This window comes from Kribbella qitaiheensis (assembly GCF_014217565.1).
Taxonomy (GTDB): Bacteria; Actinomycetota; Actinomycetes; order Propionibacteriales; family Kribbellaceae; genus Kribbella; species Kribbella qitaiheensis_A.
This window is the reverse complement of the sequence record NZ_CP043661.1, coordinates 5,549,855-5,575,573: the sequence shown is the minus strand read 5'-3', so window position 1 is coordinate 5,575,573 and position 25,719 is coordinate 5,549,855. Positions and strand designations below refer to the sequence as shown.

The 25,719-nt window shown below is 67.8% G+C and carries 24 protein-coding genes; 6 read left to right on the top strand and 18 right to left on the bottom strand.

Features of this window, described 5'->3' with window-relative positions:
- Positions 1 to 172 precede the first annotated feature (172 nt).
- The 8 genes from F1D05_RS26530 to F1D05_RS26500 form a co-directional block, all read right to left on the bottom strand.
- A complete protein-coding gene (locus F1D05_RS26530) occupies positions 173 to 2,692 on the bottom strand; it encodes a LuxR C-terminal-related transcriptional regulator (RefSeq protein WP_246485988.1) in 2,520 nt (839 codons plus the stop codon).
- A complete protein-coding gene (locus F1D05_RS40905) occupies positions 2,631 to 2,945 on the bottom strand; it encodes a hypothetical protein (protein ID WP_246485987.1) in 315 nt (104 codons plus the stop codon). The genes F1D05_RS26530 and F1D05_RS40905 overlap by 62 nt, the downstream gene beginning before the upstream one ends.
- A gap of 263 nt (positions 2,946 to 3,208) precedes the next feature.
- Positions 3,209 to 4,753, bottom strand: a complete 1,545-nt coding sequence (locus F1D05_RS26525; RefSeq protein ID WP_206685836.1) for an amino acid permease — start codon at positions 4,751 to 4,753, stop codon at positions 3,209 to 3,211.
- A 110-nt stretch (positions 4,754 to 4,863) separates the two neighbouring features.
- On the bottom strand, positions 4,864 to 5,595 hold the full coding sequence (locus tag F1D05_RS26520; RefSeq protein WP_185443201.1) for a FadR/GntR family transcriptional regulator: 732 nt from the start codon (positions 5,593 to 5,595) through the stop codon (positions 4,864 to 4,866).
- Positions 5,596 to 5,635: 40 nt separating this feature from the next.
- Positions 5,636 to 6,415, bottom strand: coding sequence for a 3-oxoacyl-ACP reductase (locus F1D05_RS26515; RefSeq protein WP_185443200.1), 780 nt, complete (start codon positions 6,413 to 6,415; stop codon positions 5,636 to 5,638).
- A gap of 13 nt (positions 6,416 to 6,428) precedes the next feature.
- The gene (locus F1D05_RS26510; RefSeq protein ID WP_185443199.1) at positions 6,429 to 7,787 is read right to left on the bottom strand and encodes an aldehyde dehydrogenase family protein; all 1,359 of its coding nucleotides are present in this window, start codon (positions 7,785 to 7,787) and stop codon (positions 6,429 to 6,431) included.
- On the bottom strand, positions 7,784 to 8,491 hold the full coding sequence (locus tag F1D05_RS26505; protein ID WP_246485986.1) for a gamma-glutamyl-gamma-aminobutyrate hydrolase family protein: 708 nt from the start codon (positions 8,489 to 8,491) through the stop codon (positions 7,784 to 7,786). Before F1D05_RS26505 ends, F1D05_RS26510 begins: the two co-directional genes overlap by 4 nt.
- 16 nt (positions 8,492 to 8,507) lie before the next feature.
- Positions 8,508 to 9,845 carry a glutamine synthetase family protein gene (locus F1D05_RS26500; protein ID WP_281388991.1) on the bottom strand — a complete coding sequence of 446 codons (1,338 nt, stop codon included), beginning with the start codon at positions 9,843 to 9,845 and terminating at the stop codon, positions 8,508 to 8,510.
- A 756-nt stretch (positions 9,846 to 10,601) separates the two neighbouring features.
- Between F1D05_RS26500 and F1D05_RS26495 the strand changes: the two genes are divergently transcribed.
- Positions 10,602 to 11,753, top strand: a complete 1,152-nt coding sequence (locus F1D05_RS26495; RefSeq protein ID WP_185443196.1) for a D-alanyl-D-alanine carboxypeptidase family protein — start codon at positions 10,602 to 10,604, stop codon at positions 11,751 to 11,753.
- A 43-nt stretch (positions 11,754 to 11,796) separates the two neighbouring features.
- On the opposite strand, the gene F1D05_RS26490 is transcribed toward F1D05_RS26495, so the two are convergent.
- From F1D05_RS26490 to trpS, 3 genes are read right to left on the bottom strand one after another with little or no spacing between them, the layout of a single operon-like run.
- Entirely contained in the window at positions 11,797 to 12,918 is a 1,122-nt protein-coding gene (locus F1D05_RS26490; protein WP_185443195.1) for a YihY/virulence factor BrkB family protein, read from the bottom strand.
- A gap of 28 nt (positions 12,919 to 12,946) precedes the next feature.
- Positions 12,947 to 13,459 (bottom strand): 2'-5' RNA ligase family protein, encoded by a 513-nt coding sequence (locus tag F1D05_RS26485; protein ID WP_185443194.1) that lies wholly within the window; start codon positions 13,457 to 13,459, stop codon positions 12,947 to 12,949.
- Positions 13,460 to 13,466: 7 nt separating this feature from the next.
- Entirely contained in the window at positions 13,467 to 14,555 is a 1,089-nt protein-coding gene (trpS, locus tag F1D05_RS26480) for a tryptophan--tRNA ligase (RefSeq protein WP_185443193.1), read from the bottom strand.
- A gap of 74 nt (positions 14,556 to 14,629) precedes the next feature.
- Between trpS and F1D05_RS26475 the strand changes: the two genes are divergently transcribed.
- Positions 14,630 to 15,175: an alpha/beta hydrolase gene (locus tag F1D05_RS26475; protein ID WP_185443192.1), complete on the top strand. Its 546-nt coding sequence runs from the start codon at positions 14,630 to 14,632 to the stop codon at positions 15,173 to 15,175.
- Here the strand turns inward: F1D05_RS26475 and F1D05_RS26470 are convergent.
- Genes F1D05_RS26470 through F1D05_RS26445 form a run of 6 tightly spaced genes read right to left on the bottom strand, consistent with a single transcriptional unit; the run spans position 15,172 to position 21,770 of the window.
- A complete protein-coding gene (locus F1D05_RS26470; protein ID WP_185443191.1) occupies positions 15,172 to 16,185 on the bottom strand; it encodes an iron-siderophore ABC transporter substrate-binding protein in 1,014 nt (337 codons plus the stop codon). The genes F1D05_RS26475 and F1D05_RS26470 overlap by 4 nt on opposite strands.
- Positions 16,186 to 16,234: 49 nt before the next feature.
- Positions 16,235 to 17,584: an N-acetylglucosamine/diacetylchitobiose ABC transporter substrate-binding protein gene (ngcE, locus tag F1D05_RS26465; RefSeq protein WP_185443190.1), complete on the bottom strand. Its 1,350-nt coding sequence runs from the start codon at positions 17,582 to 17,584 to the stop codon at positions 16,235 to 16,237.
- A gap of 60 nt (positions 17,585 to 17,644) precedes the next feature.
- Positions 17,645 to 18,535, bottom strand: coding sequence for a carbohydrate ABC transporter permease (locus F1D05_RS26460; protein WP_185443189.1), 891 nt, complete (start codon positions 18,533 to 18,535; stop codon positions 17,645 to 17,647).
- Positions 18,532 to 19,527, bottom strand: a complete 996-nt coding sequence (locus F1D05_RS26455; protein WP_185443188.1) for a carbohydrate ABC transporter permease — start codon at positions 19,525 to 19,527, stop codon at positions 18,532 to 18,534. Before F1D05_RS26455 ends, F1D05_RS26460 begins: the two co-directional genes overlap by 4 nt.
- 2 nt (positions 19,528 to 19,529) lie before the next feature.
- A complete protein-coding gene (ngcE, locus tag F1D05_RS26450; RefSeq protein ID WP_185443187.1) occupies positions 19,530 to 20,948 on the bottom strand; it encodes an N-acetylglucosamine/diacetylchitobiose ABC transporter substrate-binding protein in 1,419 nt (472 codons plus the stop codon).
- 24 nt (positions 20,949 to 20,972) lie between these two features.
- On the bottom strand, positions 20,973 to 21,770 hold the full coding sequence (locus tag F1D05_RS26445; RefSeq protein WP_185443186.1) for a sugar isomerase domain-containing protein: 798 nt from the start codon (positions 21,768 to 21,770) through the stop codon (positions 20,973 to 20,975).
- Positions 21,771 to 22,027: 257 nt separating this feature from the next.
- On the opposite strand from F1D05_RS26445, the gene F1D05_RS40900 reads away from it, so the two are divergent.
- Positions 22,028 to 22,630 carry a BadF/BadG/BcrA/BcrD ATPase family protein gene (locus tag F1D05_RS40900; protein WP_246485984.1) on the top strand — a complete coding sequence of 201 codons (603 nt, stop codon included), beginning with the start codon at positions 22,028 to 22,030 and terminating at the stop codon, positions 22,628 to 22,630.
- Positions 22,581 to 23,018: a hypothetical protein gene (locus F1D05_RS40895; protein ID WP_246485983.1), complete on the top strand. Its 438-nt coding sequence runs from the start codon at positions 22,581 to 22,583 to the stop codon at positions 23,016 to 23,018. The genes F1D05_RS40900 and F1D05_RS40895 overlap by 50 nt, the downstream gene beginning before the upstream one ends.
- A gap of 50 nt (positions 23,019 to 23,068) precedes the next feature.
- Here F1D05_RS40895 and F1D05_RS26435 read toward each other — a convergent pair whose 3' ends face one another.
- On the bottom strand, positions 23,069 to 23,452 hold the full coding sequence (locus tag F1D05_RS26435) for a YciI family protein (protein ID WP_185443185.1): 384 nt from the start codon (positions 23,450 to 23,452) through the stop codon (positions 23,069 to 23,071).
- 163 nt (positions 23,453 to 23,615) lie between these two features.
- On the opposite strand from F1D05_RS26435, the gene F1D05_RS26430 reads away from it, so the two are divergent.
- Both F1D05_RS26430 and F1D05_RS26425 read left to right on the top strand, forming a co-directional pair.
- Positions 23,616 to 24,455 carry an alpha/beta fold hydrolase gene (locus tag F1D05_RS26430; protein ID WP_185443184.1) on the top strand — a complete coding sequence of 280 codons (840 nt, stop codon included), beginning with the start codon at positions 23,616 to 23,618 and terminating at the stop codon, positions 24,453 to 24,455.
- A gap of 60 nt (positions 24,456 to 24,515) precedes the next feature.
- Positions 24,516 to 25,709 (top strand): serine/threonine-protein kinase, encoded by a 1,194-nt coding sequence (locus F1D05_RS26425; RefSeq protein WP_185443183.1) that lies wholly within the window; start codon positions 24,516 to 24,518, stop codon positions 25,707 to 25,709.
- Positions 25,710 to 25,719 lie beyond the last annotated feature (10 nt).

Below are 25,719 nucleotides of genomic sequence, written 5' to 3'. Positions count from 1 at the left end.
ACGACAAGCTACCGACGGGTAACGGGTGAAGTGCATGCGCGTCTGGACCCAACGCATCCTCACTCCTGGGCCGCACCCCCTCGGTCTCGGGAGCCCGAGGCGCCTGGCGCGGTACGCGCTGGACGCCAACCGGCTGTGGAGCCGCAGAGCCGGCGGCGTGGGTTAGACGACCTCAGCGGGGAGCTAGGTCGGAGCCGCCTCGGTCTACTGTGCGGAGGAGTTGGGTGCGGTTGGCTACGCCGAAGCGGCGGTAGAGGCGGGTCAGCTGGGATTCGACGGCCTTGACGCTGAGGTAGAGAGCGGCCGCGATCTCGCGGTTGGTGGAGCCGTCTCGGACCATGGCTACGATCTGCTGCTCGTTGTCGGTCAACTCGGAGGGTTGGCGGCTGCGGCTGGGGACGTCCAGGCGGGCTAGTTCGGTCTCCGCCACCTCTCGCCACGCCGGAGCGCCGTACGCCTCGAACTGCTCGATCGCATCCAGGAACGCCGTACGGGCGACCGATCGGCGACGTGCTTGCCGGGCGACCCGGCCGCGGGTCAGTTCGCAGCGGGCGATGTCGAGCGGGTAGACCCGGTCTCCCGCGGTGACCACGGTCTTCTCCAGCAGGTCGAGTGCGGCCGCCGGGTCGCCCTGCTTGGCGATCAGCAGCGCCTCGGACCGGGCCAGCCCGATCCGGATCACACCACGGTCGAGCGTCTCGGCGCGCTCGCGGATCTCCGCGATCAGCCGGGCCGCATCCTCCAACCGTCCGGCGGCGACCAGGGCCTCGGCGTAGTCCGCGTGCCAGGGGATCACCACCGGGTCGAACGGCATCGCGCCCTCGCCACAGTCGGCGATCGCGTCGAACGCCTCGACCGCGCGCTGGGGGTCGCCGGCCAGTAGGGCGACGTGCCCGAGCCCGGCCAGCGCCGGACCGGTCCATTCGTCGTTGCCGACCACCCGGACACCTTCGAGCGCCGCCTCGGCGAGCTCGCGCGCCATCGTCACCGTCCCGCCGGCACACTCCGCGCGGCTGGCGATGACCAGGCCGACCTCCGGCTCGTCGCCGATGTCCTGCAGCAGCTGGTAGCACTCGTGGCCGGCGGCAAGCGCTTCGGCGCCTCGCCCACTGCGTTCGTAGATCGCGGTGGCCGACAGCAACGCGGTGGCCAGCCAGCGAACCGCACCACCCGCGCGAACCTCGTCCACCAGCGCGGTGATCGCGGTGATCGCTTCCTGGTTGCGACCGCGGAACAGCTCCCGCATGGCCGCCATCTGCCGCGCACCGAGGACGGTCTTCGTCAACGGCAGGCCGACCGACAGCTCTGCTGCCTGCTCCAGCAACTCGTCCGAGGTCGACTCACCACCAGCGGCGATCTGCACGGAGCTGGCCGCGCTCAGCGCGTCCACGACCGCCTCGATGTCGCCACAGGCCCGAGCAAGCCGCTCTGCCACCTGGGCGTCCTCGCGCGCCTCGTCGAAGCGCCGGTCGAAGTACGCGCTCGTACTGCGGGCGATCCGCACCCGCGCCTCGAGTCGGTCGTCACCACCGGCCGCCTCGAATGCCTCAGCGAGCAACTCGAGCCGCTGGTCCATCTCCGGCCACGCAGCGTCCACCAGGAGCAGTAGCGCGGTCACCTTCGTCTCTGGCCGAGTAGCAGCCTGTACTGCGAGGCGCGCCATCTCGGCAGACTCGACCAGGTGACCAGCGGCAGCAGCGTCGTCCGCAGCTCGGGTGAGGCGTCGGGCCCGGTCGTCCTGGTGCTCCATCGGCGTACGTTCGGCCGCGAGCCGCCAGAGGGTCGCAGCGGCTCCAAGGGCACCACGACCGCCTGCAACGGCAGCTGCCTCCTCGATGGTGCTCGCCAGGTCGGCGTTGGCCTCCTGCGTCGCCAGGGCCCGGTGCGTGGCGTTCTCCACCGGCTCGTCCACCACAGCGGCCAACCGGGCGTGGGCCTGTCGTCGCGCGGCGGACGTCGCCTCGGCGTACACGAACTCTCTGAGCAGTGGGTGGGCGAATCGCAGTCGCTGCTCGGCGATGTCGATCAGCCCAAGTCCCTCCGCCTCGGTGAGCTCGGCGTCGACAGGACGGCCCAGCGACTGGCTGAGCTGGGTCGTGGTCGGGCGTGGCGACGACGCTGCGTGCAGCAGTACTTCGTGTGTCGCGGGGCTGAGGTCGGCGAGCCGGTCCCCCAGCAGGGTCTTCAGGCGGCTCGACACCGGTAGCGGGTCGTTCGGCGAGACGCCCTGCGGGTGGCGCAGTACGGCGCGGCCCAGCTCCAGCGCCATGAACGGGTTGCCCGCGCTGGCGGTGAAGATCCGTCGAGCAGTACGAACCGGGAGCGGGCTGGACAGTCGTTGGCGCAGCAGCGACAGCACGTCGGCCTCGACCAGCGGCGGCACTTCGAGCTGCAGCACCGGCTCGGGGCAGGCCTCGGCCATGGTCGGGAGGTCCCCGTCGGCCACCTGCTCCGTGGCGAGCATGTGCACGCCTTCCGTCAGCCGGCGCGCGCAGAAGGTGAGCACCTCGAGGCTGGACTGGTCGACCCACTGGATGTCGTCCACGACGAGCAATACCGGTCCAGAGGCCGCTAGGCGCCGCAGCACGTGCAGCACCGCCAGCCGGACGGCCAGCTCGTCTCGCACGGTGTCAGGAGCGCTGGCCTTGAGCAGCGCGACCTCCAGCGGTTGCCGCAGGTGGTCGGGCAGCACCTGCCAGGCGAGCTCGAGCTGGTTCGACAGGAGATCCAGGAGAGTGACGTACGGCAGGGCCGGCTTCGCTCTGGGACGGGGCGGCGCTCAGTATCCGGCAGCCGGCCCTGGTCCGCTCAGCGACCAGCGCTCGGCCGGCTGCGGACTTCCCGATCCCCGTGGGGCCGTAGAGCAGCACGGAGCCACTGGTCTCGAGCTGCTTCTTCGCACGCTCGACCAGTCCGGCGCGCCCGACCAGCTCGTCGTCAGTCATCGATCAACATTCTCCCCGAAGGATTACATTCGCCGACATCACAGTCGAGTGCTAGTGGACACGGCGAGTGTCACATATAGAGACACAACAGCCACCACCTCGTTACCTATCTGTTCCTGCACGTAATCGCGCGCGGGTGCGCGTCGACCCGGCGTGTCGCCCGGAACCACGCCGAAATCGCCCGCCCCCCACCGTAGGACGGCGGTGCGGGGCGGGCGGATTGCGCGAAACGAGCTGTTGAAAGTATCCGGGCCGACGATCGGTCAGATCGACTCGAGGTCGCGTTCGATGGCGGCCAGTTCCGCTTCGGAGCCCTGGACCTTCGGACCGGTGAACCACTTCCGGGCCGACGCCAGCCACCAGATGCCGGCGAAGCCGAGCACGGCCAGGACGGCGATCGGGGTGTAGTTGAAGGTGCTCCCGGTGACCGGGCTGACCTGCGGGAGCATGAACAGGATCGTGATGAAGACGACCCAGACGATCGCGACCACGCCGATCGGCTTGCTCCACCGGCCCAGGTTCCACGGTCCCGGCTGGAAGTTGTCGCCCTGCAGCAGCCGCAGCAGGGTCGGGATCACGTAGGCGATGTAGAGCCCGATCACGGCGATCGAGGTCACCGCGTAGTAGGCCGTCGCGTTCCACAGGTACGGCAGGCCGAGCAGGAACGCGCCGGCAGCGGCGAGCCAGATGGCGTTGGTCGGTGTCCGCGTCTTCGGGTTGATCTTGTGCCAGAACGACGAGGCCGGCAGCGCGCCGTCGCGGGAGAACGCGTAGATCATCCGCGAGTTCGCCGTCACCGACGACATCCCGCAGAACAGCTGGGCGCCGACCACGACGAGCAGCAGGATCTTGCCGAGCGAGGCGCCCACCGCGTCGATGAAGATCTGCGCGGGCGGTACGCCGGTGTCGGTGCCGGTCGCGCCCTCGTAGCTCTGGATCGCGAAGGTGAGGCCGATCAGCAGCACCCAGCCGGCCACCAGCGAGACGATGATCGACATCACGATGCCGCGCGGGCCGGACCGGGCCGCGTCGTGGGTCTCCTCGGTCATGTGCGCCGACGCGTCGTACCCGGTGAACGTGTACTGCGCGAGCAGCAGCCCGAGCATCGCGACGTAGAAGGACGAGCCCCAGCCGGTGTTGTTGACGAAGTGCCCGAAGACGAAGCCGGCCGACTGGTGATGATCGGGCACGAAGGCCAGCACGATGACGATGAAAGCGACGCCGACGATGTGCCACCAGACGCTGATGTCATTGAGCCTGGCAACGAGTTTCACGCCGACCGAGTTCAGCAGCGCGTGCACCAGCAGGATCAGGCCGAACAGCAGGATCGTATGTCCGGGCGTCGCGGAGAAACCGAACTGCAGGTCCAGCAGGGCGTTCAGGAAGAAGGCCGCACCGAAGTCGATGCCGGCCGTGACCGCCACCTGGCCGAGGAAGTTGAACCAGCCGGTGAACCAGGACCAGGCCGCTCCGTTCGACGGCGCGAGTTTGGCCGACCAGTAGTACAGGCCGCCCGCGGTCGGGAAGCTGGAGCAGACCTCGGCCATCGCCAGGCCGACCAGCAACGTCATCAGGCCGACGAACGGCCAGCCCCAGACGATCATCACCGGGCCGCCGGTGTTCAGGCCGAAGCCGTACAGGGTCAGGCAGCCGGACAGGATCGAGATGATGGTGAACGAGACGGCGAAGTTCGAGAAGCCGGACATCGTCCGGGACAGCTCCTGCGCGTACCCCAGCTGGTGCAGGCGCTTCTCGTCCTCACTCAGCGCGGGGCTGCCCGCGCTTCCGTCGGTCTTGTCGGTACTCACGAGGGCCTCCTCGGTCCTGCTGGCGGAGTGACGGCGCAATCGAACCAATGGTCTTCCAACAGACCTTTAAGGCCTCAATTGAGACACCAGACCCAGACGCTGTCAAGCAATCAGGTCAGGAAGCCGCGGAGGAGGGCCGCCGTGCCGGAGAGATGTTCCTGCATGGCGAGGCGGGCGGCGGTCGGGTCGCCGGCCAGGATCGCCTCGATGATCACCTCGTGCTGGCGGTTCGAGTGGTCGAGGTTGACCGCCAGCAAGGGGATCGCGTCGAGGAGTTCGTTCAGGCGCATCCGTACGTCGGCGGTGGCGGACGTCAGCGACGGTGAGCCACTGACTTCCGCGATCGCCAGGTGTAGCCGGGAGTCCATCCGGCGGTAGTCGGCCAGCGATGCCGATGACGTCTCGGCCAGGCAATGTTTCAGGTGCTCTGCCTCGGCGTCGGTGAGTTCGCGGCTCGCGGCTGCTTCTGCCGCTCCGGTTTCGAGGGCGGCCCGCAGTACGAGGGCGTCGTCCACCCCGGCGCCGAGTTCGCGGGTGAGCTGTTTGGCGCTCAGCCGGCGCGGCTTGGGGAGCTGGGAGTTGACGAAGGTTCCGCCGTACCGGCCGCGGCGGGACTCGACGTACCCGGCCTCGGTGAGCGCGCGGATGGCCTCGCGGAGGGTGACCCGGCTGACGTTCAGCCGGGCGGCCAGGTCGCGTTCGGAAGGCAGCCGCTCCCCTGGCCCGACCACGCCGAGTTTGATTGCCTGCAGCAACCGCTCGACCGTCTCCTCGAACGGGTTCCCGGCCCGGACCGGACGGAACACCGCCTCGTCCGCCCGGCTGACCGCACCATCTGCCATGCCAACCTTCTCCCCGTTGAAGCCTTCAGCGTAGGGCAGGTCAGAGCGGGGTCACGTACGCGCCCGAGATCCCGCCGTCGACCAGGAAGGTGTTGGCGGTGATGAAGGACGAGTCGTCGCTGGCCAGGAACGCGACCGCCGCGGCGATCTCCTCGGGCTCGCCGAAACGACCCATCGGGACGTGCACCAGTCTGCGGTTCGCTCGTTCGGCGTCCTTGGCGAAAAGCTCCTTCAGCAGCGGGGTGTTCACCGGGCCGGGGCAGAGCGCGTTGACGCGGATGCCTTGCCGGGCGAACTCGACACCGAGCTCACGGCTCATCGCGAGCACGCCGCCCTTCGACGCGGAGTACGAGATCTGTGAGGTGGCAGCGCCCATCACCGCGACGAAGGATGCGGTGTTGATGATGGAGCCCTTGCCCTGGCGCTGCATGTGCGGGATGACGTGCTTGCAGCAGAAGTAGACCGAGGTGAGGTTGACCTCCTGCACCTTGCGCCAAGCGTCCAGGCCGGTCTCCAGGATCGAACCGTCGTCGGGCGGCGAGATGCCTGCGTTGTTGAAGGCGATGTCGACGCTGCCGAACGTGTCGTACGCCTGCTGGAACAGGTTCTCCACGTCCGGTTCGCTGGTGACGTCCGTCGACACGAACAGCCCGCCGACCTCGTCCGCGGCGGCCTTGCCCGCGGCCGGGTCGAGGTCGCCGACGACGACCTTCGCGCCCTCGGCCGCGAGCCGCCGTACGCTGGCCAGGCCGATCCCGCTGGCACCGCCGGTCACCACGGCCACGCGGCCTTCCAGGCGGCTGGCCTTCACGTCTGTCATCAGTCCTCCCGTTTCAGATCTCAGAAATGAAGATGTTCTTGGTCTCGGTGAACGCGTCGAGCGCGTCCGGCCCGAGCTCGCGGCCGAGCCCGGACTGTTTGTAACCACCGAACGGTGTCGAGTACCGCACCGACGAGTGCGAGTTGATCGACAGGTTCCCGGCTTCGACGCCACGCCCGACCCGCAGCGCCCGGCCGACGTCGCGGGTCCAGATCGACCCCGACAGCCCGTACTGCGAGTCGTTGGCGATCCGGATCGCGTCCGCCTCGTCCTCGAACGGGATCACGGCGACGACCGGCCCGAAGATCTCCTCCTGCGCCGCGCGGTCGCTCGGCGCAACCGGTGCGAGGACGGTCGGCGGGAACCAATAACCAGGGCCGCTCGGCGCACTGCCGCGGAAGGCGACGGGCGCGTCTTCGGGTACGTAGCCTGCGACGCGCTCCAGTTGCTTGGCCGAGATCAGCGGACCCATCTCGGTCGCCGGGTCGCCGGGGTCGCCGACCTTCACACCCTTCACGGCGGGCTCGAACAACTCCATGAACTTCTCGTACGCCGAGCGCTCGACCAGGATCCGCGAACGCGCACAGCAATCCTGGCCCGCGTTGTCGAACACGCCGTACGGGGCCTGGGCCGCCGCCTTTGCCAGGTCGGAATCGGCGAAGACGATGTTCGCGGACTTGCCGCCGAGCTCCAGGGTCACCCGCTTCACCTGGTCCGCGCAGCCCGCCATGATCTGCTTGCCGACTCCGGTGGACCCGGTGAAGACCACCTTCCGTACTGCGGGATGGGTGACGAATCGCTGTCCCACCACGGTCCCGGCGCCGGGCACGATCTCCAGGACTCCTGGCGGGATCCCTGCCTCAAGGGCGAGTTCGCCCAGCCGGATGGCGGTCAGCGGAGTCAGCTCGGCGGGCTTCAGTACGACCGTGTTGCCGGCCGCGAGCGCCGGGGCGAATCCCCAGCCGGCGATCGGCATCGGGAAGTTCCACGGCACGATGATGCCGACCACGCCGAGCGGTTCGGCGAAGGTGAGGTCGATGCCGCCGGCAACGGGAATCTGCTTGCCGAACAGGCGCTCCGGGGCAGCAGAGTAGTAGTTGAGGACGTCGCGGACGTTGCCGGCTTCCCAGCGCGCGTTGGAGATGGTGTGGCCCGCGTTCTCGACCTCCAATGCGGCCAGCGTTTCCAGGTCCGCGTCCACCGCGTCGGCGAACCGGCGCAGCAGCCTGCCCCGATCGGCCGGCGACACGGCCCGCCATCCGGCGTACGCGGCGGAGGCTCTGTCGATCGCCGCGTCGGTCTGCTCGACCGAGGCGAGCTCGATCGTCCGGACCACCTTCTCTGTGGCGGGGTTGATCACGTCGTGCGTCACCGGGACGCCCTCCTTTTCTTGCCTTCAGCAACCAAAGCGGTGAACAGCCGGAGGTCTTCGGGATTCTCCTCGGGATGCCATTGGACGCCGAGGGCGAAATCGTGGCCGTTGACCTCGGCGGCCTCTACCGTTCCGTCGCCCGCTCTTGCGGTCACTCTCAGGTCCGGGGCGACGATGCCGAGGGCCTGGTGGTGGTAGCAGTGGACGGTGGTCTGTTCGCCGAACAATCTGCCGGTCAGGGATTCTGGCTCGACCTTGACCTCGGTCTGGCCGAACACGGCCGGCGACGGGCGATGCTCGTCGTGAGCGACCACGTCCGGAAGGTGCTGCTCCAGCGTTCCGCCCAGCGTGACGTTGAGCATCTGGAGGCCGCGGCAGATCGCGAGCAGGGGCAGGTCGCGATCGAGGGCCGCTTTGATCAGGATGGCTTCATGGTCGTCACGGCCGGGGCGGGTATCGGTGGTTTCCGGGTGCGGCTGAGCGTCGTACGAGGTTGGATCGACGTCGCAGCCGCCGGCGATGATCAGGCCGTCGAGGAGATCCAGGACGGTCGGGTCGGTGCCGACGGGTGGGAGCAGGAGCGGTACGCCGCCTGCCGCGTGCACGGCGTCGAGGTAAACACGCGGGAGCAGGGAGGCTTCGCGTTCCCAGACACCCCAGATCGTCGGCTCCAGGTAGGTGGTGATGCCGATCCTCGGCCGCACTGGTGCAGCGTCCTGTTCAGAGGCGTTCGAAGCCACGGGTCAGCTCCCAGTCGGTGACGGCCGCGTCGTACGCGTCGAGCTCGACCCGCGCGGCATTCGAGTAGTGGTCCACCATCTCGTCGCCGAACGCCTCCCGCGCGATCTTCGACCCGGTGAACAAGGCGGCCGCCTCGCGCAAGGTGGTCGGCACGTGCGGCTTCTCGGAGTCGTACGCGTTGCCCTCGAAGCTGGGCTCCAGCTCGAGCAGGTTCTCGATGCCGTGCAGACCTGCTGCGATCAGCGCGGCGACCGCGAGGTACGGGTTCACGTCTCCGCCGGGGAGGCGGTTCTCGACGCGGAGAGACTCGCCGTGGCCGACCACTCTCAGGGCGCAGGTGCGGTTGTCGAGGCCCCAGGCGACGGCGGTCGGCGCGAAGCTGCCAGGCACGAATCGCTTGTACGAGTTGATGTTCGGGGCGAGCAGGTAGGTGAGTTCGGGCAGGCAGGCGAGCTGGCCGGCGATGAAGTGCTCCATCAGCTCGGAGAATCCGTGCTCGCGCTCACCCGCCAGTACGGCGTCACCGTCGGTGGAGCGGAAGCTCAGATGGATGTGGCACGAGTTGCCCTCGCGCTCGTCGTACTTCGCCATGAAGGTCAGGCTCTTGCCGTGCTTGGCCGCGATCTCCTTCGACCCGGTCTTGTAGATCGAGTGGTTGTCGCAGGTCGCCAGCGCCTCGTCGTACCGGAAGGCGATCTCCTGCTGGCCGAGATTGCATTCGCCCTTGGCCGACTCGACGTACAGGCCGGCGCCTTCCATCGAGTTGCGGATGTCGCGGAGCAGCGGCTCGATCCGGGAGGTGCCGAGCAGGGAGTAGTCCACGTTGTACTGATTGGCGGGGTCGAGCCCGCGATATTTCTTGTCCCAGGCGGCTTCGAACGTGTCGTTGAAGACGATGAACTCGAGCTCGGTCCCGACGTATGCCTTCATGCCGAGTTCGGCGAGCCGATCGAGCTGCGCCTTGAGAATCTGCCGCGGCGAGGCAGGCATCGGCTTGCCGTCCAGCCACTGCACGTCGCACAACACGAGCGCGGTGCCCTCCAGCCAAGGCAGGAGCCGGAGCGTGTCGAGATCGGGAGCCATCAGCAGGTCGCCGTACCCGCGTTCCCAGGAGGACATCTCGTACCCGCCGACCGTGTTCATGTCGACGTCGACCGCGAGCAGGTAGTTGCACCCCTCGGTCCCGTGCCGCAGCACCTCCTCCAGGAAGTACCGAGCCCCACACCGCTTCCCCTGCAACCGTCCCTGCATATCCGTGATCGCGACCAGCACCGTATCGATCACACCGGACGCCACCAGATCGCGCAGCTGCTGCACAGTCAACTTCCCACGTTCAGAGGCCACGATCGCTCCCGATGCATTCTATTGGTCTACGGCCAGTCCATTAACCCCCATCGTAGGCGCGCGTTCCACACCAGTGTCAACACACCCGGTACGCCGACCCGCATCTCGCCGAAGTCAGCGCGCCGTACCGCCAGCCAGGCAGTGCACCCCCACCACCCACCCAAACCATCCCCCGCCGACCACCAGCCTGAGCGCCACCTCCACCCCAGTAGGCCCCGACCACCCCCGCCCAGCTCCACCACTGCCTGCCTGGGCGTCCGACCACACCCTCAATCGGCCCGAACCGGGCCGATCCCCGGCCTGGCGGAAACAAACTTGCCTATACCGATAGAAAGTTTCCAGCTAGCCACAACCAGACCCCTCCGGTGTCCCGAGCGACAGGTAATGGTCCTCGAATCCGGCCCCGGCTCCACCCGGCTGAGCGTGACACCCGGGCCAGCAGCCACCCACTACCTGTCGCTCGGGACACACCCCTCGCGGTAGAGGGGCGTAGTACTGCCAAGGCACCAGACGGACAGGGAATGGCTTTTCAGTTGGCGGGATGGCGCTCAAAATCGGCTGATCCGGCCGCCCGCCCCGCGGCCAATGATTCGAGGAGCGCTTTCATGCGATCTCTCATCACCCGTCCCAAGGTTCTGGCCATGATCGTGGCCGGTACCGCCTACCGCGCGTGACCGTAGACAGAGGTCCGTGTGACTGATGGACCAGCGGGCGTCTAGAGTGCCGCCGATGCGTGTCCTCCTAACGGCCTGCGCGACCACCGCACTGGTGGTCTCAGGTCCGCTAGCTGCGAACGCCGCCGACCAGGCTCAGCAGAGCCCGGTCGGCGGTGCGCAGCTGACTACGGAGCCGACGGTAGTCGCACAGGGAGCGACGCCGCCGGCGGTACACGCGTCTGCCTTCTTGCTCGCCGACTTGGATACCGGCGCGGTGCTTGCGGCCAAGGCGCCGCACGCCAAGCTCCGGCCCGCCAGCACACTCAAGACGCTCACCGCGCTCGTACTGCTACCGCGGCTCAACAAGGCCGACCAGGTGCTCGGTACGGACCAGGACGCCGGGATCGAGGGCAGCAAGGTCGGGATCTACCCCGGCTGCCGCTACACGGTCGACCTACTGTTCCAGGGGATGTTCCTGGCCTCCGGTAACGACGCCGTGCACGCACTGGCATCACACGACCAGGGTGGAGTCCCTGCGACGATCGACCGGATGAACAAGCTCGCCTCCCAGATCGGTGCGCTTGACACACATGTCACCGACCCGACCGGCCTCGACGCGGACGGGCAGTACTCGTCGGCGTACGACCTGGCGTTGTTCGCCAGAGCAGGTCTGGAGCGCGACGACTTCGCGCGGTACGCGTCGACGAAGTACACGAGCTACCCGCTGGTGAAGAAGCCGGGGACGTACCAGGTCGCCAACCAGAACCATCTGCTCTTCAACTACACCGGCGCGCTCGGCGTGAAGACCGGCTACACGACGCTGGCGCGCAACACGTTCATCGGTGCGGCGCAGCGCGACGGTCACCGGGTCGTGGTGACGATGATGAACTCGCCGCACGGCGTCACCGAGGACGCGTCCGGCCTGCTCGACTGGGCCTTCAAGAACTACGCGGCGCTCACACCGGTCGGCACCCTGATCAAGCCGGTCACCGCGGAGACGAAGACGGGCGACGGGCCGAACACGTCCAAGAAGTCCTCGACCCGGATACCACTGCCGAAGCGCAGCCTGGCCGTCCTCGAGCACGGCCAGGCGGTCCAGTCGATGGCGTTCCGCATCCCCGTCTGGCTCTACGCGGCGCCGCCGATCCTCCTGCTGCCGCTTTTTCTCCGCCGCCCGCGCGCACTCCGCACCCAGGCCCGCCGCCTCAAAGCCCGCCGCCACTAAGCCAGTACGACGTACTACGCGCGCCGGTAACCCGCAGTACGGGTCACCGGCGGATGGAGCGGGCTGCGCGAGCCAACTGCACTGCCAGGGCCGTCGCAGTCGCCCCTAGGACAGCTCCGGCCGCCACTGCGACCGTGTCAGCCTTCCGCTCGGGAATCGGCACCACCTTGAACTTCTTCCCGGGCGGCCCCGGCAAGTACCCGTCGTCATCAGCATCTAGCGCAGCAGCGTCCGTACGACGCCAGGCAGGCACGGCCGACTCCCGCTCGAACGGCATAGCCTCCCTAGCGGCCTCCTCTGCCTCGCCCGTGTGCCACCGGTAGTCCAGCGCCGCTTCCTTGGTCCACGCGGCGATCAGCATGATCACCCTGGTCATCAGGTAGATCCACACCAGCAGCGCCAGCGGCAGAGCCAGCGTCCCGTACGCAGCGTTGTTGCCGATCACGTTCTTGACGTAGCTGTTGCCCAGCTTCTGAGCCAGGTAGAACACGATCCCACCGGCCAGCGCCGCGATGAGAGCGACCTTGCGGGGCAGGATGATCCGCGGCAGCGCGGTCTGCAGGTACAGGAAGAGCACCGCGCCCGCCGCGATCCCGACGACGATGCTGATCAGGTCGAGCCCCCAGTTCGCGAACCAGGTCCCTTCCAGGCCGGTCCAGCCGGCGATCTTCTTCGACAGGCCGGTCAGGATCGACGAGGCGCCGGTGGCGATCAGGCCGATCACGCCCAGCCCGACCAGGGCACCGAGATCGGCGACCTTGAGCTTGACCGCATTGCCGGGCTGGTCGTCCAGCTCGTGCATCGACCGGATCGAGGCGCGCAACGAGTCGATCCAGCCGAGTCCGGTGAGCAGCAACGAGACGCCGGAGATCAGGCCGATCGTGCCCGCGTTGCTGATCAGCGAGTCCAGATCGATCTGGTCGCCGATCCCGGGCAGGTTCGTCTTCAGCGCGTTCTTGAGGTCACTGACCGCGCCGTCGTTCAGCAGCTTGCCGGTGATGGCCGCCGTCAGCACGATCAGCGGGAACATCGACAGGAAGCCGAAGAAGCTGGTCGCGCCGGCCAGCCGGTTACCCCGGCGATCGCCGTACCGCTTCCAGGCCCGCCACAGCTGCGTACGACTGAACCGCGCCCAGACCGCTTTGGCTCGTTGCTTGATCCCCATGACTCTCCCGTACCCCGCTGCGAGAGATTCAGCCTGCCAGGGGGAACGAACGTTGCGGCCGCCACACGCCGTCGGCGCCGTGCTCGTACCGGCTGAACTCCGCCGCCACGAAGGAGCAGTCGTACGCCGTCAGGGCGTCGTACGCGCGATCCAGAGCCTCTTTGTCGAGGTCATGGGCCACCGTGACGTGCGGGTGGTAGGGGAAGCGCAGGTCGACCGCCAGCGGCCCGGAGCGCACCTGCGACTGGAGTAGCTCGCAGGACGAGATCCCCTCGACCAGTGGGACGAACACCACCGGCGAGATCGGCCGGAAGGTCGCCGTACCGCGCAGCCGGATCCGGAAGCTCGGGAACCGCGCGGCCACCTCGAGCAGGTGGTCGTCGATCTCGGCCAGGTCCGCGTCGGGCACCTCGGTCGGCGGCAGCATGGTCACGTGGGTCGGGATCGACGAAGCCATCGGATCGCCGAACTCGGCCCGGTACTTCTGCAGCTCGGTGCCGTAGGGTTCCGCGATCGGGATCGCGACGCCGATAGTCGTCATCCGGCGCCTACCGGCCCGGCCCGGCGGCGCCGCCGGCGAAGGGCACGAAGCCGAGCCGGTCGTAGACCCGCTCCAGCGTCGGCTCCGTCACCGCACGAGCACGCTCGGCCCCACTGGCCAGGATCGCGTCGAGCTGCGCCGGGTCGTCCAGGAAGGCGAGCGTCTTCTCCCGGAACGGGGTGACGAACTCGACCACGACCTCGGCCAGGTCCTTCTTGAAGTCGCCGTAGCCGCGACCGGCGTACTCGTCCTCGAGTTCGCTGATCTTGCGGCCGGTCAGGGCGGTGAAGATGGTCAGCAGGTTCGCGACCCCGGGCTTGTTCTCCGGGTCGAAGATCACGTCGCGGCCGGAGTCGGTGACGGCGGAGCGGATCTTCTTCGCGCTCACCTTCGGGTCGTCCAGCAGTTCGATGATGCCGGCCGGCGACGAGGCCGACTTGCTCATCTTCGAGGTCGGGTCCTGCAGGTCGCCGATCTTCGCCGTCTCCTTGACGATGTACGGCTCGGGCAGCCGGAAGGTCTTGCCGAAGCGGTGGTTGAACCGCTGCGCCAGGTCCCGGGTCAGCTCCAGGTGCTGGCGCTGGTCCTCACCGACCGGGACGCGGTCGGCCTGGTAGATCAGGATGTCCGCGGCCTGCAGGATCGGGTACGTGAACAGGCCGACCGTGGCCCGGTCGGCGCCGCCCTTGGCGGACTTGTCCTTGAACTGCGTCATCCGGCTGGCCTCGCCGAAGCCGGTGATGCAGCCCAGCACCCAGCTCAGCTGCGAGTGCTCGGGAACGTGCGACTGGACGAACAGGGTGGACCGGTCGGGGTCGATCCCAGCCGCCAGGAGCTGCGCGACTGACCTGCGGGTGCGGGCCCGCAGCACCTTCGGGTCGTACTCGACGGTGATCGCGTGCAGGTCCACCACGCAGTAGAAAGCGTCGTGGTCCTCCTGCAGCGCTACCCACTGGCGGACCGCACCGAGGTAGTTGCCGAAATGGAAGGAATCGGCGGTCGGCTGGATTCCGGACAGAACGCGCGGGCGGCGTGAGGGCGCCTCGGCATTCGTCGGAGCCGGCGCAGGGGTGTCGTCGGGGACGGCTGCTGACATAGCCCCGATTCTGCCAGCGACCCGGGTCTGCGCCACACCGGGGCGGTTTCCGGCCCGGTCATAGGGTGTGGACTATGACTGCACGCGACGCGATCGTCCTCCCCGGCGGCATGTACGGGCCACACGCTCCGCTGCTGATGTACGCCGCCGACGCGGCCGAGCGGCGGGGTGCCACGATCCGCCACATCTCGTGGGACGACCCGGAGGGGCCGTGGCGGCTCACCCCGGAGGGACGGGGACCCTGGGTGCTCGACCAGTTCGAGCGAGCGGTCCCCGACGTACCGGCGGGCGCGTTGCTGATCGCGAAGTCGCTGGGGACGCATGTGGCTGTCGTCGCAGCCGAGCGCGAGCTCCCGGCGGTCTGGTTGACACCGGTGTTGACCAGTGAGTTCGTGGTCGACGCGCTGCGGCGATCGACCGCGCCGTTCCTGCTGGTGGGCGGGACCGCGGACGAGTTGTGGGATTCCGGGCTGGCTCGGGAGCTCACGCCGTACGTGCTGGAGGTCGACGGAGCCGATCACGGCATGTACGTCCCCGGCCGGCTCGCCGCCTCTGCCGCGGTACTCGGGCAGACCGCGACGGCCGTCGAGGACTTCCTGGACCAGGTGGTCTGGGCCTAGGGGTTGCCGTCGACGGCGGCGGCCAGCTTGGGGACCAGGTTGTCGAGGACGATCGGCAGGCTGAGGACGGAGACGAAGCTGGTGGCGCCGTACAGCTCGTCGTCGTAGTTCTCTTCGATGTAGACGCTGCGGCCCTGCGTCAGCACCGGCTGGCTCTTCAGTAGCGGGTCGGCCTTCAGCTTCGCCGTGCCGCCCTTCTCCGGGAACCAGACCAGCGCGCCGACGTCGAGCAGCGACACCTTCTCGGCACTGAGGTTGGCGCCGAACTTGTCCCCGATCACCTTGTCCAGCCCGGTCGGCAGACTGAAGCCGAGGTCGGTCAGCAGCCGCGAGCGCGGGTCCTGGCTGCCGTAGATGAAGTAGCCCTCGTACGGCGAGGCCATCAGCGCCGTCTTGCCCTTGAACTCGGGGTGCGCCTCCCGCACCTCGGCGAAGCGATCCTCGACCCCCTTCACCAGTTCGTCGGCCTCCTTCGGCTTCCCGACGGCCTTGCCCACGGTGCGAGTGACGTCCTGCCAGCCGACGCCGTAATCCGGTGCCCCCGGCAACTGAGCCACGGTCGGCGCGATCGCGGTCAGCTTCTTGTAGTCGTCGGCCGTGATCCCGGCATACAGGCCGATGATCAGGTCCGGCCGCAGCGCGGCGACCTTCTCGAACTGGATCCCGTCCTTGTCGCTGAGCACCTGCGGCACCGCGCCCTCACCGAGTTTCGCCTTCGACCACGGGAACAGCGCTCCCGGCTTGTCGCCGAACCACTCGGTGGTCGCGCTCGGCGTCACGCCGAGCGCCAGCAGGGCGTCCTGCTCGACGAGGCCGACCAGCACGATCCGCTTCGGGGCTTCCTTGATGACGGTGTCGCCGAACTTGTTCTTGATCGACACCGGGAAGGCGTCGGCTTCGGAAGACGCCTGGGGGGTGGCGGCGTCCTTCTGATCGTTTCCGCTACACGCGGTGAGCGCGAGCAACGGCAGAGCGACCAGCAGCGCGAGCGGCCGGAGGCTGGAGCGCATGGAGGGACCTCACAGTCGTAGTTAGGTATCCCTAACCTAACTCAGACTGTCAGTTGCGCCGGTACTTGGTCACTCCATGGTCCTGTTTCACCTTGTCCGCGGCCGCCTGGATCCGGCCTGTCCACTCGTCCGCCCGGATCCCACCGGCGAGGAACTGCCCGGTCAGCTCGCCGGCCGTCCTGCCGAGCTCCGGGTACCAATCGGCGAAGTACCAGGTGATCGCCTGATCCCCCGCGGCCGTGAGCAGATCGCGCGCCGAGCGGAGCGCGGTACTGATCTCCAGCCCGTCCGCAGAACCTCGTACTACGGTCAGCTGGTTGCTCTCGGCGGTCACCTGAGCGGCGACCTCCTTGGACAGCATCGCGCGGAGGTAGTCGACCCCACCTTCGCGATTCTTGGCCTTCTTCGGCACCACCAGCGGGGCGGTGGGCGCCACATGCAGCCCGCGCGGCAACGCAGCCGACGTGTCCAGCGGCGGGATCCCGAACATGCTCAGCCCGAAGTTGGCCGGCGTGGCCGCCTTCATCTCGTTCTCCAGCCAGTTCCCGCACGGCAGCAGGCCGGCCTTCGACTTCATCAGCTGCGTCTGCGAAGCGAGGTGGTCCAGCTCGGTAGTCCCCTTCGCGAGCAACCCGCGCCGGGTCAGCTCGCCGAACGCGGTGATCGCCCGGGTGATGCTCTCGTCCTTCCAGGCGCCGTCCTCGAGGTTGTCGATCCGCTTCACCACGTCATGGCCGCCGGTCTTGGCAGCGAGGGTCAGCACGGCTTCGAACACGTAGTACGGATGGACTCCCGCGTAGGCGAACGGGCCGACGCCGGCCGCTTTCATCTCGATGCCTAGGGCAAGCAACTCGGCCCAGGTCCGCGGGACGTCCCAGTCGTGCTTCTGGAACAACTGGGTCGAATACCAAAGCCCGTAGACGGTTGCGACGTAGTTGATCGTGCGCAGCGTGCCGTCGTACCGGCCGGCCTCGAGAAGGCCGGGCAGGAAAGCGTCTTGGACCGTGGCGTTCTCACCACTCCAGGAGGGTGCCTTCAGCAACTCACCGAGGTCCCACAGCTGGTCCTCCGCCACCAGATGCGCGACCGGGAGCGCCTTGTCGCCTACGTTCAGCACCACGTCGGGCGGACTCCCCGCGGCGAACCTGGACTCGAGCAGATCCTTGAGCTGCTTGGTCGGCGTGGTCGTCACGACCGCCTTCGCATACTTCTTCCGGTACTGCGGGGCGCCGAACCCACCCCACTCCTCGGCCACCACCACCTCGAGCGGCCGCTCCCCATTCACCCCGAACGGGTTCCCGGCCGACACCACCGGTCCCGTCGCCGGCTTTCCCCCTGAGCACCCAGTCACCAGGGCACTCGCCACCACCCCTTGCAACAGAGTCCGCCGTCTAAGCATCCACGCAGACTAGCCCCCGCCACGGTGAACGTGACGAGGGCTAGCGAGCTGCAGTCGTGGCTACTTCACGCCTCCGGCGGTAACGGAGACCTGTAGCTGACGCTGGAAGATGATGTAGACGACCAGCACCGGCGCCACTGTGATCACCACGGCCGCGAACAAGGCACCGAAGTCCACCGCGTAGCCGGCTTGCGATGCGAACGAGGCCATGCCCTGCGAGAGCACGTAGTTGTCCGAGTTGGTGTTCAGGGCAACGGGTAGCAGGAACTGGTTCCACAACCCCAGGAAGTTGAAGATGGCGACCGACGCCATTCCCGGCCGCGCCATCGGCAACATCACCGAGAAGAACGTGCGCCACTCACCCGCCCCGTCGATCTGCGCCGCCTCGTAGATCTCGCCCGGCAGCGCCTTGAAGAAGCTGTGCAGGAAGAAGACGGTGAACGGCAGCGCGAACGCGACGTACGTGATGATCAACCCTGGCAGGGTGTTCAGCAGCGAGAGGTTCTTCAGCACGAAGAACAGCGGCACGATCGCCAGGAAGACCGGGAACGTCAGCCCGGCCAGCATGGAGTAGTAGATCAGCCGGTTGCCGCGGAATGTGAACCTGGCCAGCACGTACGCGCACATGGCGCCCAGGATCATCACCAGGACCAGCGCGGAGGTCACGACGATCACCGTGTTCGTGAAGTAGCGACCGATGCCGGCTGTCGTCCAGGCGGTGGCGTAGTTGCCGAATCGCAGCTTGCCCGGCAGCGCCAGCGGGTTGCCCAGCACCTCCTGCGTCGACTTGAACGAGGACAGCACCGTCCACACCAGCGGCAGGATCACCAGCAGCGACCACAGGATCAGCGCGATGTGGGCGGTCGTCGCGACGCCCTTGCCCTCCCGGGACCCCTTGCCGGGTGAAGGGGACGGGGTGGCCAGTTCGACCCGGTCGATGGTGGTAGTCATCGGCCTACCTTCACTCTCGGCGCACGTCCGCCGGTCAGGGCGTTCACTGTGAAGACCAGCAGCGCGAACAGCATCGTCACAGCGGCCAGGACCACGCCCATCGCCGTCGAGTAACCGAACTGCCCCTTGGCGAAAGCCGTGGTGAACAGTTGCTGGGGCATGACGAGGGTCGAGTTCTGCGGGCCACCGCCGGGGTTCAGCGCCTGCATGTAGACGAACGCGTCCAGGGCGGCGATGCCGAGGTAGATGTACGCCGTCTGCACGTTGTCGCGGATCAGCGGCAGCGTCAGGTACGTCGCGGTCCGGAACCGGCCGGCGCCGTCGATCCGGGCCGCCTCGAACACCTCGGGGTCGATGCCCCGGATGGCAGCGATGAACAGCACCATGTAGAAGCCGACGAAGCCCCAGATCATCACGAACATCGAGACCGGCATCGCGGTCCGGGCGTCACCGAGCCATGCGTAGTTCTCGAACTGGTGCAGCCCGATCTTCGACAGCAGCGCGTCCAGCACGCCCGAGCTCGGCGTGAACACCTGGGCCCAGATCAGGCCGATCACGATCGCGGGGATCACGTACGGGAAGAACGAGACGATCCGGTAGAAGCCGGAGTTGCGCAGTCCGCGAACGGTCCCGGTTCCCGAGCCGCCGATCGTCACCAGCGTGGCCAGCGTCAGCGCCAGCACGATCGTCACGATCGGCACGAAGATCGCCAGCTCGACGTTGTTGCGCACGGCCTTCAGGAAGATGTCGTCGTGGAACAGCTTGACGTAGTTGTCGAAGCCGACGAAGTTCATCTTCGAACTGAAGCCTGACCAGTCGGTCAGCGAGTACCACAGCGCTTGCACGAACGGCGAGACCACGAAGATCACGAAGACCGCCAGCGGCAGGCCGAGGAACACGACCATGAAGCTGACCCGGTCGAACGTCAGTGGCCGGCGCCGCCGGACGGCGGACCGCTTGGGTCCGCCGCCCGGCACGACATCTGGCGTCATGGTCACTTGGTGACCGGGATCTTCTTGACGGAACTGTCGTTCCGCACCTTGTCCGTGATCTGCTGCAGGCCCTTCGTCAGGCCGGCCGCGTCGAGCTGGCCGGACAGGAACGAGTTCCAGACCACGAGCTGGTCCGTGTTCATGCCGTACAGGCCGAAGACCTGGTAGTCGAAGATGTTCGTGCCGGCGGCGTCCAGCATCGCGGTCTGCGACTGCAGCGCGGTCGAACCGAAACCGTCCGCGGGAACAAGACCCTTGACGATCGTCGGCGCCAGCCGCGTCTTGGCGAAGTTGGTCGCCGCCTCCTTGGACAGCATGGCCCGCAGGAGTTCCTTGCCGCCGGCAACGTTCTTGCCCTTGGCCGGGACGACGAACGGCTCACCGGCCGCGCTGCGCAGCGACTCGTACGGCAGCTTCGGGCTGTCGGTCAGCGTGGGCTCGGGGATGCCCTTCATCTGGAACCCGCTCTTGGTGGCCTTCTTCATCTCATTCTCGATCCACGAGCCCGAGGGGTAGAGGATGGCCTGCTGGTCGTTGCTCCACTTCGCCTGCGCGGCGGTGAACTGGGTGCCGGCGCCGCCCGGGACGAAGTACCCGTTCTTGACCATGGTCTCCATGGCCTTGAAGACGCCCTGGAGTTGCGGCAGCGACCAGCACTTCTCCTTCAGGTTCTCCAGCGCCAGCCGGACCTCGTCGCCACCCTCCTTGATCGCGGAGTCGACGGCCAGGGTGTGGTAATAGGTCGCGGCTTCCTTGCCCCAGACGAACAGGTACTTGCCCTTCGCCTTGGCCTTGGCGCCGAGGTCGAGCAGCGCGTCGTAGGTCTTCGGCGGCTCCCAGCCGTTCTCCTTGAACATGGCCTCGGAGTACCACAGGCCGTAGAGGGTGAGCACGTAGTTCATCGCGACGAACTTGCCGTCGAAGGTGCCGGGGAGCTTGGCGCCGGGGTACAGGGTGTCGGCGATCTTCGTACCCTCGTAGTTGTTGGCCTCGAAGACGTCGTCCAGCGGCGCCAACTGATCCAGGATCGTGTTGAAGCCGATCTGGTTCGCGCCGGAGTTGTCGATCAGGTCCGGCGGGTTGCCACCGACGAAGCGCGGCTGCAACTGCTGGGCGATCTGGGTCGACGGAGCAACCTTGAAGGTCGAGCCCGCCTGCTTTTTCTGCGCGATGTCGGCCGCGAACGACACGTAGTCGTAGCCGTACCCACCATTGAAGATCACCGCGTCGACGGTCGCCTTGGCCGCCATCCCGAACGGGTTGTCGGCGGTCTTGTCGGCGCCCCCACCGCCGGAACTCTTGTCGTCGCCGCCGCTGCTGGCGCAGGCCGCGAGGAGCGTGCTGCCGCCGGTGGCCAGCAAGGTGCCGACCGCCGCGCGCTGCAGGAACAGGCGCCGCGACAGATTGTTGGGAGTGGTCATTGGTCCCGCCTTCCAAGGAGTGTTTCAAGCAGTACGACGGATCCGGCCGGCGTACTGGGCTTCAAGGGCGTGGTTGTGGTCGTCGCCACCAGCGATGTTCGCGGACAGGTAGACCGGCGGCGTCTCGCCGGCCTCCGTGAACCGGCGCAGTACCTCGGCTACCAGCATCTGCGCGATCAGCGCAGCAGTGATCGACGACACGGCGCAGACCTTTCCACCGTCGGGGAGGTCGAGCACAGAATCGCCGTACGGCGCCTGGTTGTCGAGCACCACGTCGGCGAAGTCGATCAGTTTTTTGCCGGACGGGTGCCGCGACTCCACCCCACTGGTGTGCTGCAGCGACGTGATCGCGATCAGCGGGTGTCCTTTTTCCTTCACCACCGTGGCCAGCTCGACGATCGAGCCGTTCACGCCGGAGTTCGAAGCGATCACGAACAGGTCGCCGGGGCGGGCGGCCGACAGTTCGTAAAGCTTGCGGGAGTACGACGGGTCGCGCTCGAGTTCGCCGCCACGCAGCAACTCGGGCGATTCACCGCCGAGCAGGACCAGATCGCGCAGTGCGATCCGGTTCGTCGCGATCAGGCCACCGGCGCGGCCGGCGATCTCCATCGCGAGTGCCTCGGAGTGGCCGGAGCCGAAGGCCTGGATGACGCCGTTGGCCCGCAGCGAGGCGGTGAACAGGTCGGCCGCGGCCTGGATCGGACCGTCGGCCAGTTCGGTCACGGCCGCCAGGATCGGCGTCAGCGCATGAACATAGGACTGCGCACTCACGCCCGGGTTTGCCCCGTCGACGCTCGTGCTGCCGTCTTCCGTGCTGGCCATCAGAGGCCCTACCCCTCGACTAATGTGTTCGCCGCGACACACCTGGTGCCGACAAGTGCGCAAGTTTGCGGTTTGCTGGACAGAACTTTTCTCACCTGGCAGCTAAAGTCAAGGCTCATCTCACTCTTCCCTGCAGATCGGGACCGTTGCGTGACCTTGCTTGTTCTTGTTCACAACTAGTCACTTCTGAGCAGTTTGGAGCATCGCCTATGTCGCTCGAACGCCCGCTCCCCGAACCTGGGGATCCAGTGGTCTTGATGCCGGCTTCCGCACTGGTCCTGGGCGGCGACCTCGGCGGTACCTCCACCCGGATCGTGATCGCGGACCATGAAGGCAACGTAATCGGCCGCGGGGCCGCTGCCGGCGGAAACCCGACCAGCCACCCCGCGAGCGCCGCGGCCAACTTCGGACAGGCCATTCACCAGGCCCTGGACGGTATCGATCCGACCCTGGTCAGTACGGCGGTGATCGGCGCGGCCGGCGGCTCCGCGCTGTCCAATCCGGGCGTCAAGGCCCAGTTCGACGCCGCCTGGAGCGGGGCCGGACTGGTCTGCGAGCCGGACTTCATCGGCGACCTGGAGGTCGCCTTCGCCTCCGGTACGCCGGAGCCTGCCGGCACCGTGCTGATCGCCGGCACCGGCAGCGCGGCCCGGCCTGGTCCGCGACCACCGACTGGTCCACACCGCCGACGGGCACGGCTGGCTGCTCGGCGACGACGGGTCCGGATTCTGGCTCGGCCGCGAAGCGATGCGCAGTCTGTTGCGCGCTCTCGATCTGGGCGAGCCGATCGGACTGCTCGGCGAGGCCGTGGTGAAAGCCCTGCTGCCGGACCACGACGAACACGCGAATGCGGAGCGTGAGGGCTACGACCGGCTCCGTGACGACCTGATTCGCACCGTGAATGCCCGTCCGCCGGTCCTGCTGGCCGAACTAGCCCGGACGGTCGTGATGGCGTACGACCAGAACGACAAGACCGCCCATGCGCTGGTGAAACGCGCAGCCGAACTGCTCACAGAAACGGTCAGCCGGCTCCGGACAACGTCGGACAACGGCCCGTTGGTGCTGGCCGGCAGTGTGGCCGGGGAATCGTCACCGGTCGGCCGGTTGCTCCGGCAAACCATTCACGAACACTTCGACGGCGAGGTGCTGACCGCCCGCGACGGCGTCGGCGGCGCGACCTGGCTCGCGCTCGGCGTCCTCGACCCCGCCCTCGCCACCCGCTCCAACCACACCAGGCTGGTCAGCTGACGCTCCGTACTGCGCCCGGGCAGCGATCCGCCTGGGCGCAGTACGGGGTGTTAGTTCAGATTGTCGATCGGGCGGAGTTCCACGGCGTAGAACTGGGCCTCGGGGATGCGGGCGGCGATCTCCTCGGCCCGCTCCGGGCTGGCGACGTCGATCAGGAAGAAGCCGGCGAGCTGCTCCTTCGCCTCGGAGTACGGGCCGTCGGTGACCGCGCGAACGCCTTCGCGGACCCGGACCACCTTCGTGTCGCGGGGGGCGCCGAGCGGTTCCAGCGCGACGAGCTCGCCGGATCCCTTCAGCTCGCTGATCAGCGTGTCCAGCTGTGCCGACAGCACTTCGCGCGCGGCTTTCGGCAGCTTGATCCCTTCCTCGGTGTGCAGGAAGGAGGGATGTCCCCAGGTCACCGGGTTGCTGTGGACCAACAACAGGTACTTCACGGCAGTTCCTTTCGTCGTCGAACGATCCTCGCAGCTGAGGTCGGAGGCCTGCCCGCCTCCTCGACATTTCGGCCGTTCCGGCAGTTCCGGGCGAAATGTCGACCGGTCACCCGCGCCTCCGACGTACGGGCTGACACACCGGACCGAACCTAAGGTGAGCACCATGAAAGAGACCGACCTCCAGCTGAGCGACGGCCGTACCCTGCACGTCTACGACACCGGCAGCGGGGCCGGCGCAGAGACAAGGCCAGTCTTCTGGAACCACGGCACCCCCAACCTCGGCACGCCGCCCGCTCCCCTGCTCGCGGCCAGCGACGAGCTCGGCATCCGCTGGCTCTCCTTCGACCGGCCCGGGTACGGCGGTTCGTCCGTTGCGCCCGGCCGGACGATGAGTTCGGTCGCGTACGACGCGGCGGCCGTCGCCGATGAGCTGGGGATCGACCGGTTCGCCGTCGCCGGGTACTCCGGCGGTGGGTCGTACGCGCTCGGCTGCGCCGCCACTCTCGGGGATCGCGTCAGCGCGGTGGCGACCCTGGCGGCAATAGCTCCGTACGGCGCCGAGGGCCTCGACTGGTTCGACGGGATGGTCCCTTCGGGCGTCGCCTCGCTGCGAGCGGCGCTCCAAGGACGCGAGGCGAAGGCCACCCACGAGGCATCGGGAGTCGAGTACGACCCGGAGTTCACCGAGACCGACTACGCGCTCTTCGAGGGTGAATGGGGCTGGCTCGGCTCAGTGGCGAGTCATGGCCTCGACGCGGGTCCGTACGGCCTGATCGACGACGACGTCTCCTACGTGACTCCGTGGGGGTGCGACCCGACCACGATCAAGGCCCCGATCCTGCTCCTGCAGGGCGACCGGGACGGGATCATCCCCTCTTCCCACGGCTCCTGGCTGGCGACTCACTGCCCAACCGCGGAGCTCCGCCTCACCCCCGGAGCCAGCCACTTCACGGTCATGAACCAGGCCGGATCCATCCTCCCCTGGCTCGCCGACCACACCTGATCCGCTCCGCCGCGGCCTCGGTACCTGCTTGGCCGCGGCCGTAGTGGGTACCGAGAGCGGATGCTGGTTGCGGAGCGGTACAGGGTGGGTGCCTCCCTCGGCCGGGGTGGGATGGGCGAGGTCTACCGCGGCACGGACGAGTTGCTCGGCCGTGCGGTCGCGATCAAGTTCCTGCTGCCGACCCGCCACGACGAGCTGGCCGCGGCCCGGTTCCATCGCGAGGCCCGGGCCGCCGCTCTACTGAACGACCAGCACGTGGTCGCCGCGTTCGACTTCGGCCGGCACGAGGACGGCTACTTCCTGGTGATGGAACTGGTCGAGGGCCGTTCTGTCGCCGAGGAACTCAAGACGAACGGTCCACTGCCCGGGGAACGGGCTCTCGACATCGTCCGTCAGGCGGCGGCCGGGCTCGCGGCCGCGCATCGCGAGGACATCGTCCACCGCGACATCAAACCGGGAAACCTGCTGCTGGGCGTCGATGGAGCCGTCAAGGTCGCCGACTTCGGCATCGCCCGCTTCGTCGCCGACACGACGACCACCCTGACCGCCACCGGCCAGGTGCTGGGAACCAGCTTCTACATGTCTCCGGAACAGGCGGAGGGCGGCCCGGCCGAGACCTCGTCGGACGTCTACGCCCTCGGCTGCGTTCTCTATCAACTGGTCACCGGCCACCCGCCCTTCCAGGGCGACCAGCCGGCTTCGATCATGTACCAGCACGTCGCGGTCGCCCCTGTACCGCCGAGCGATCTTCGCCCGGAACTGGCCGGCGCCTGCGAGACGCTGATGTTCCGGATGCTCGCCAAGGATCCGGCCGATCGACCGACCGCGGCCGAGGTCGCCACCGGCGCGCCGCTCGTCCCGTTGGCCCGGCCGCAGAACGAGGCGCCAACAGCTCAGATACCCGCGCTGCGGCCCAAGCGAGCCGTATTGGCCGGTGCCGCGGCTGTCGTCGCCATCGCGGTGGCGGTTGCGCTCGCAGTACTGATCAGGTCTGACCCCGGCAGGCTGCCGACCACGGATCTGCTGCCGTCGAAGCCTCCGGCGGTGTCGACACCTCCATCGACTGCCCGCACGACACCGCCGCCGGTTGCCCGTACTACGCGGCCGCCGTCGACGGTGGTGGCCGGCACCCGGACGAACAAGCCGTCGACGACCGGCAAATCCCCGCAACCCTCGAGCAGCCACACCAAGGGGCACGCGAAGACCCCCCAGCCGAAATCCACGAAGCCCCCGAAGGCCACCAAGAACTCCTGACGCCGGGCTA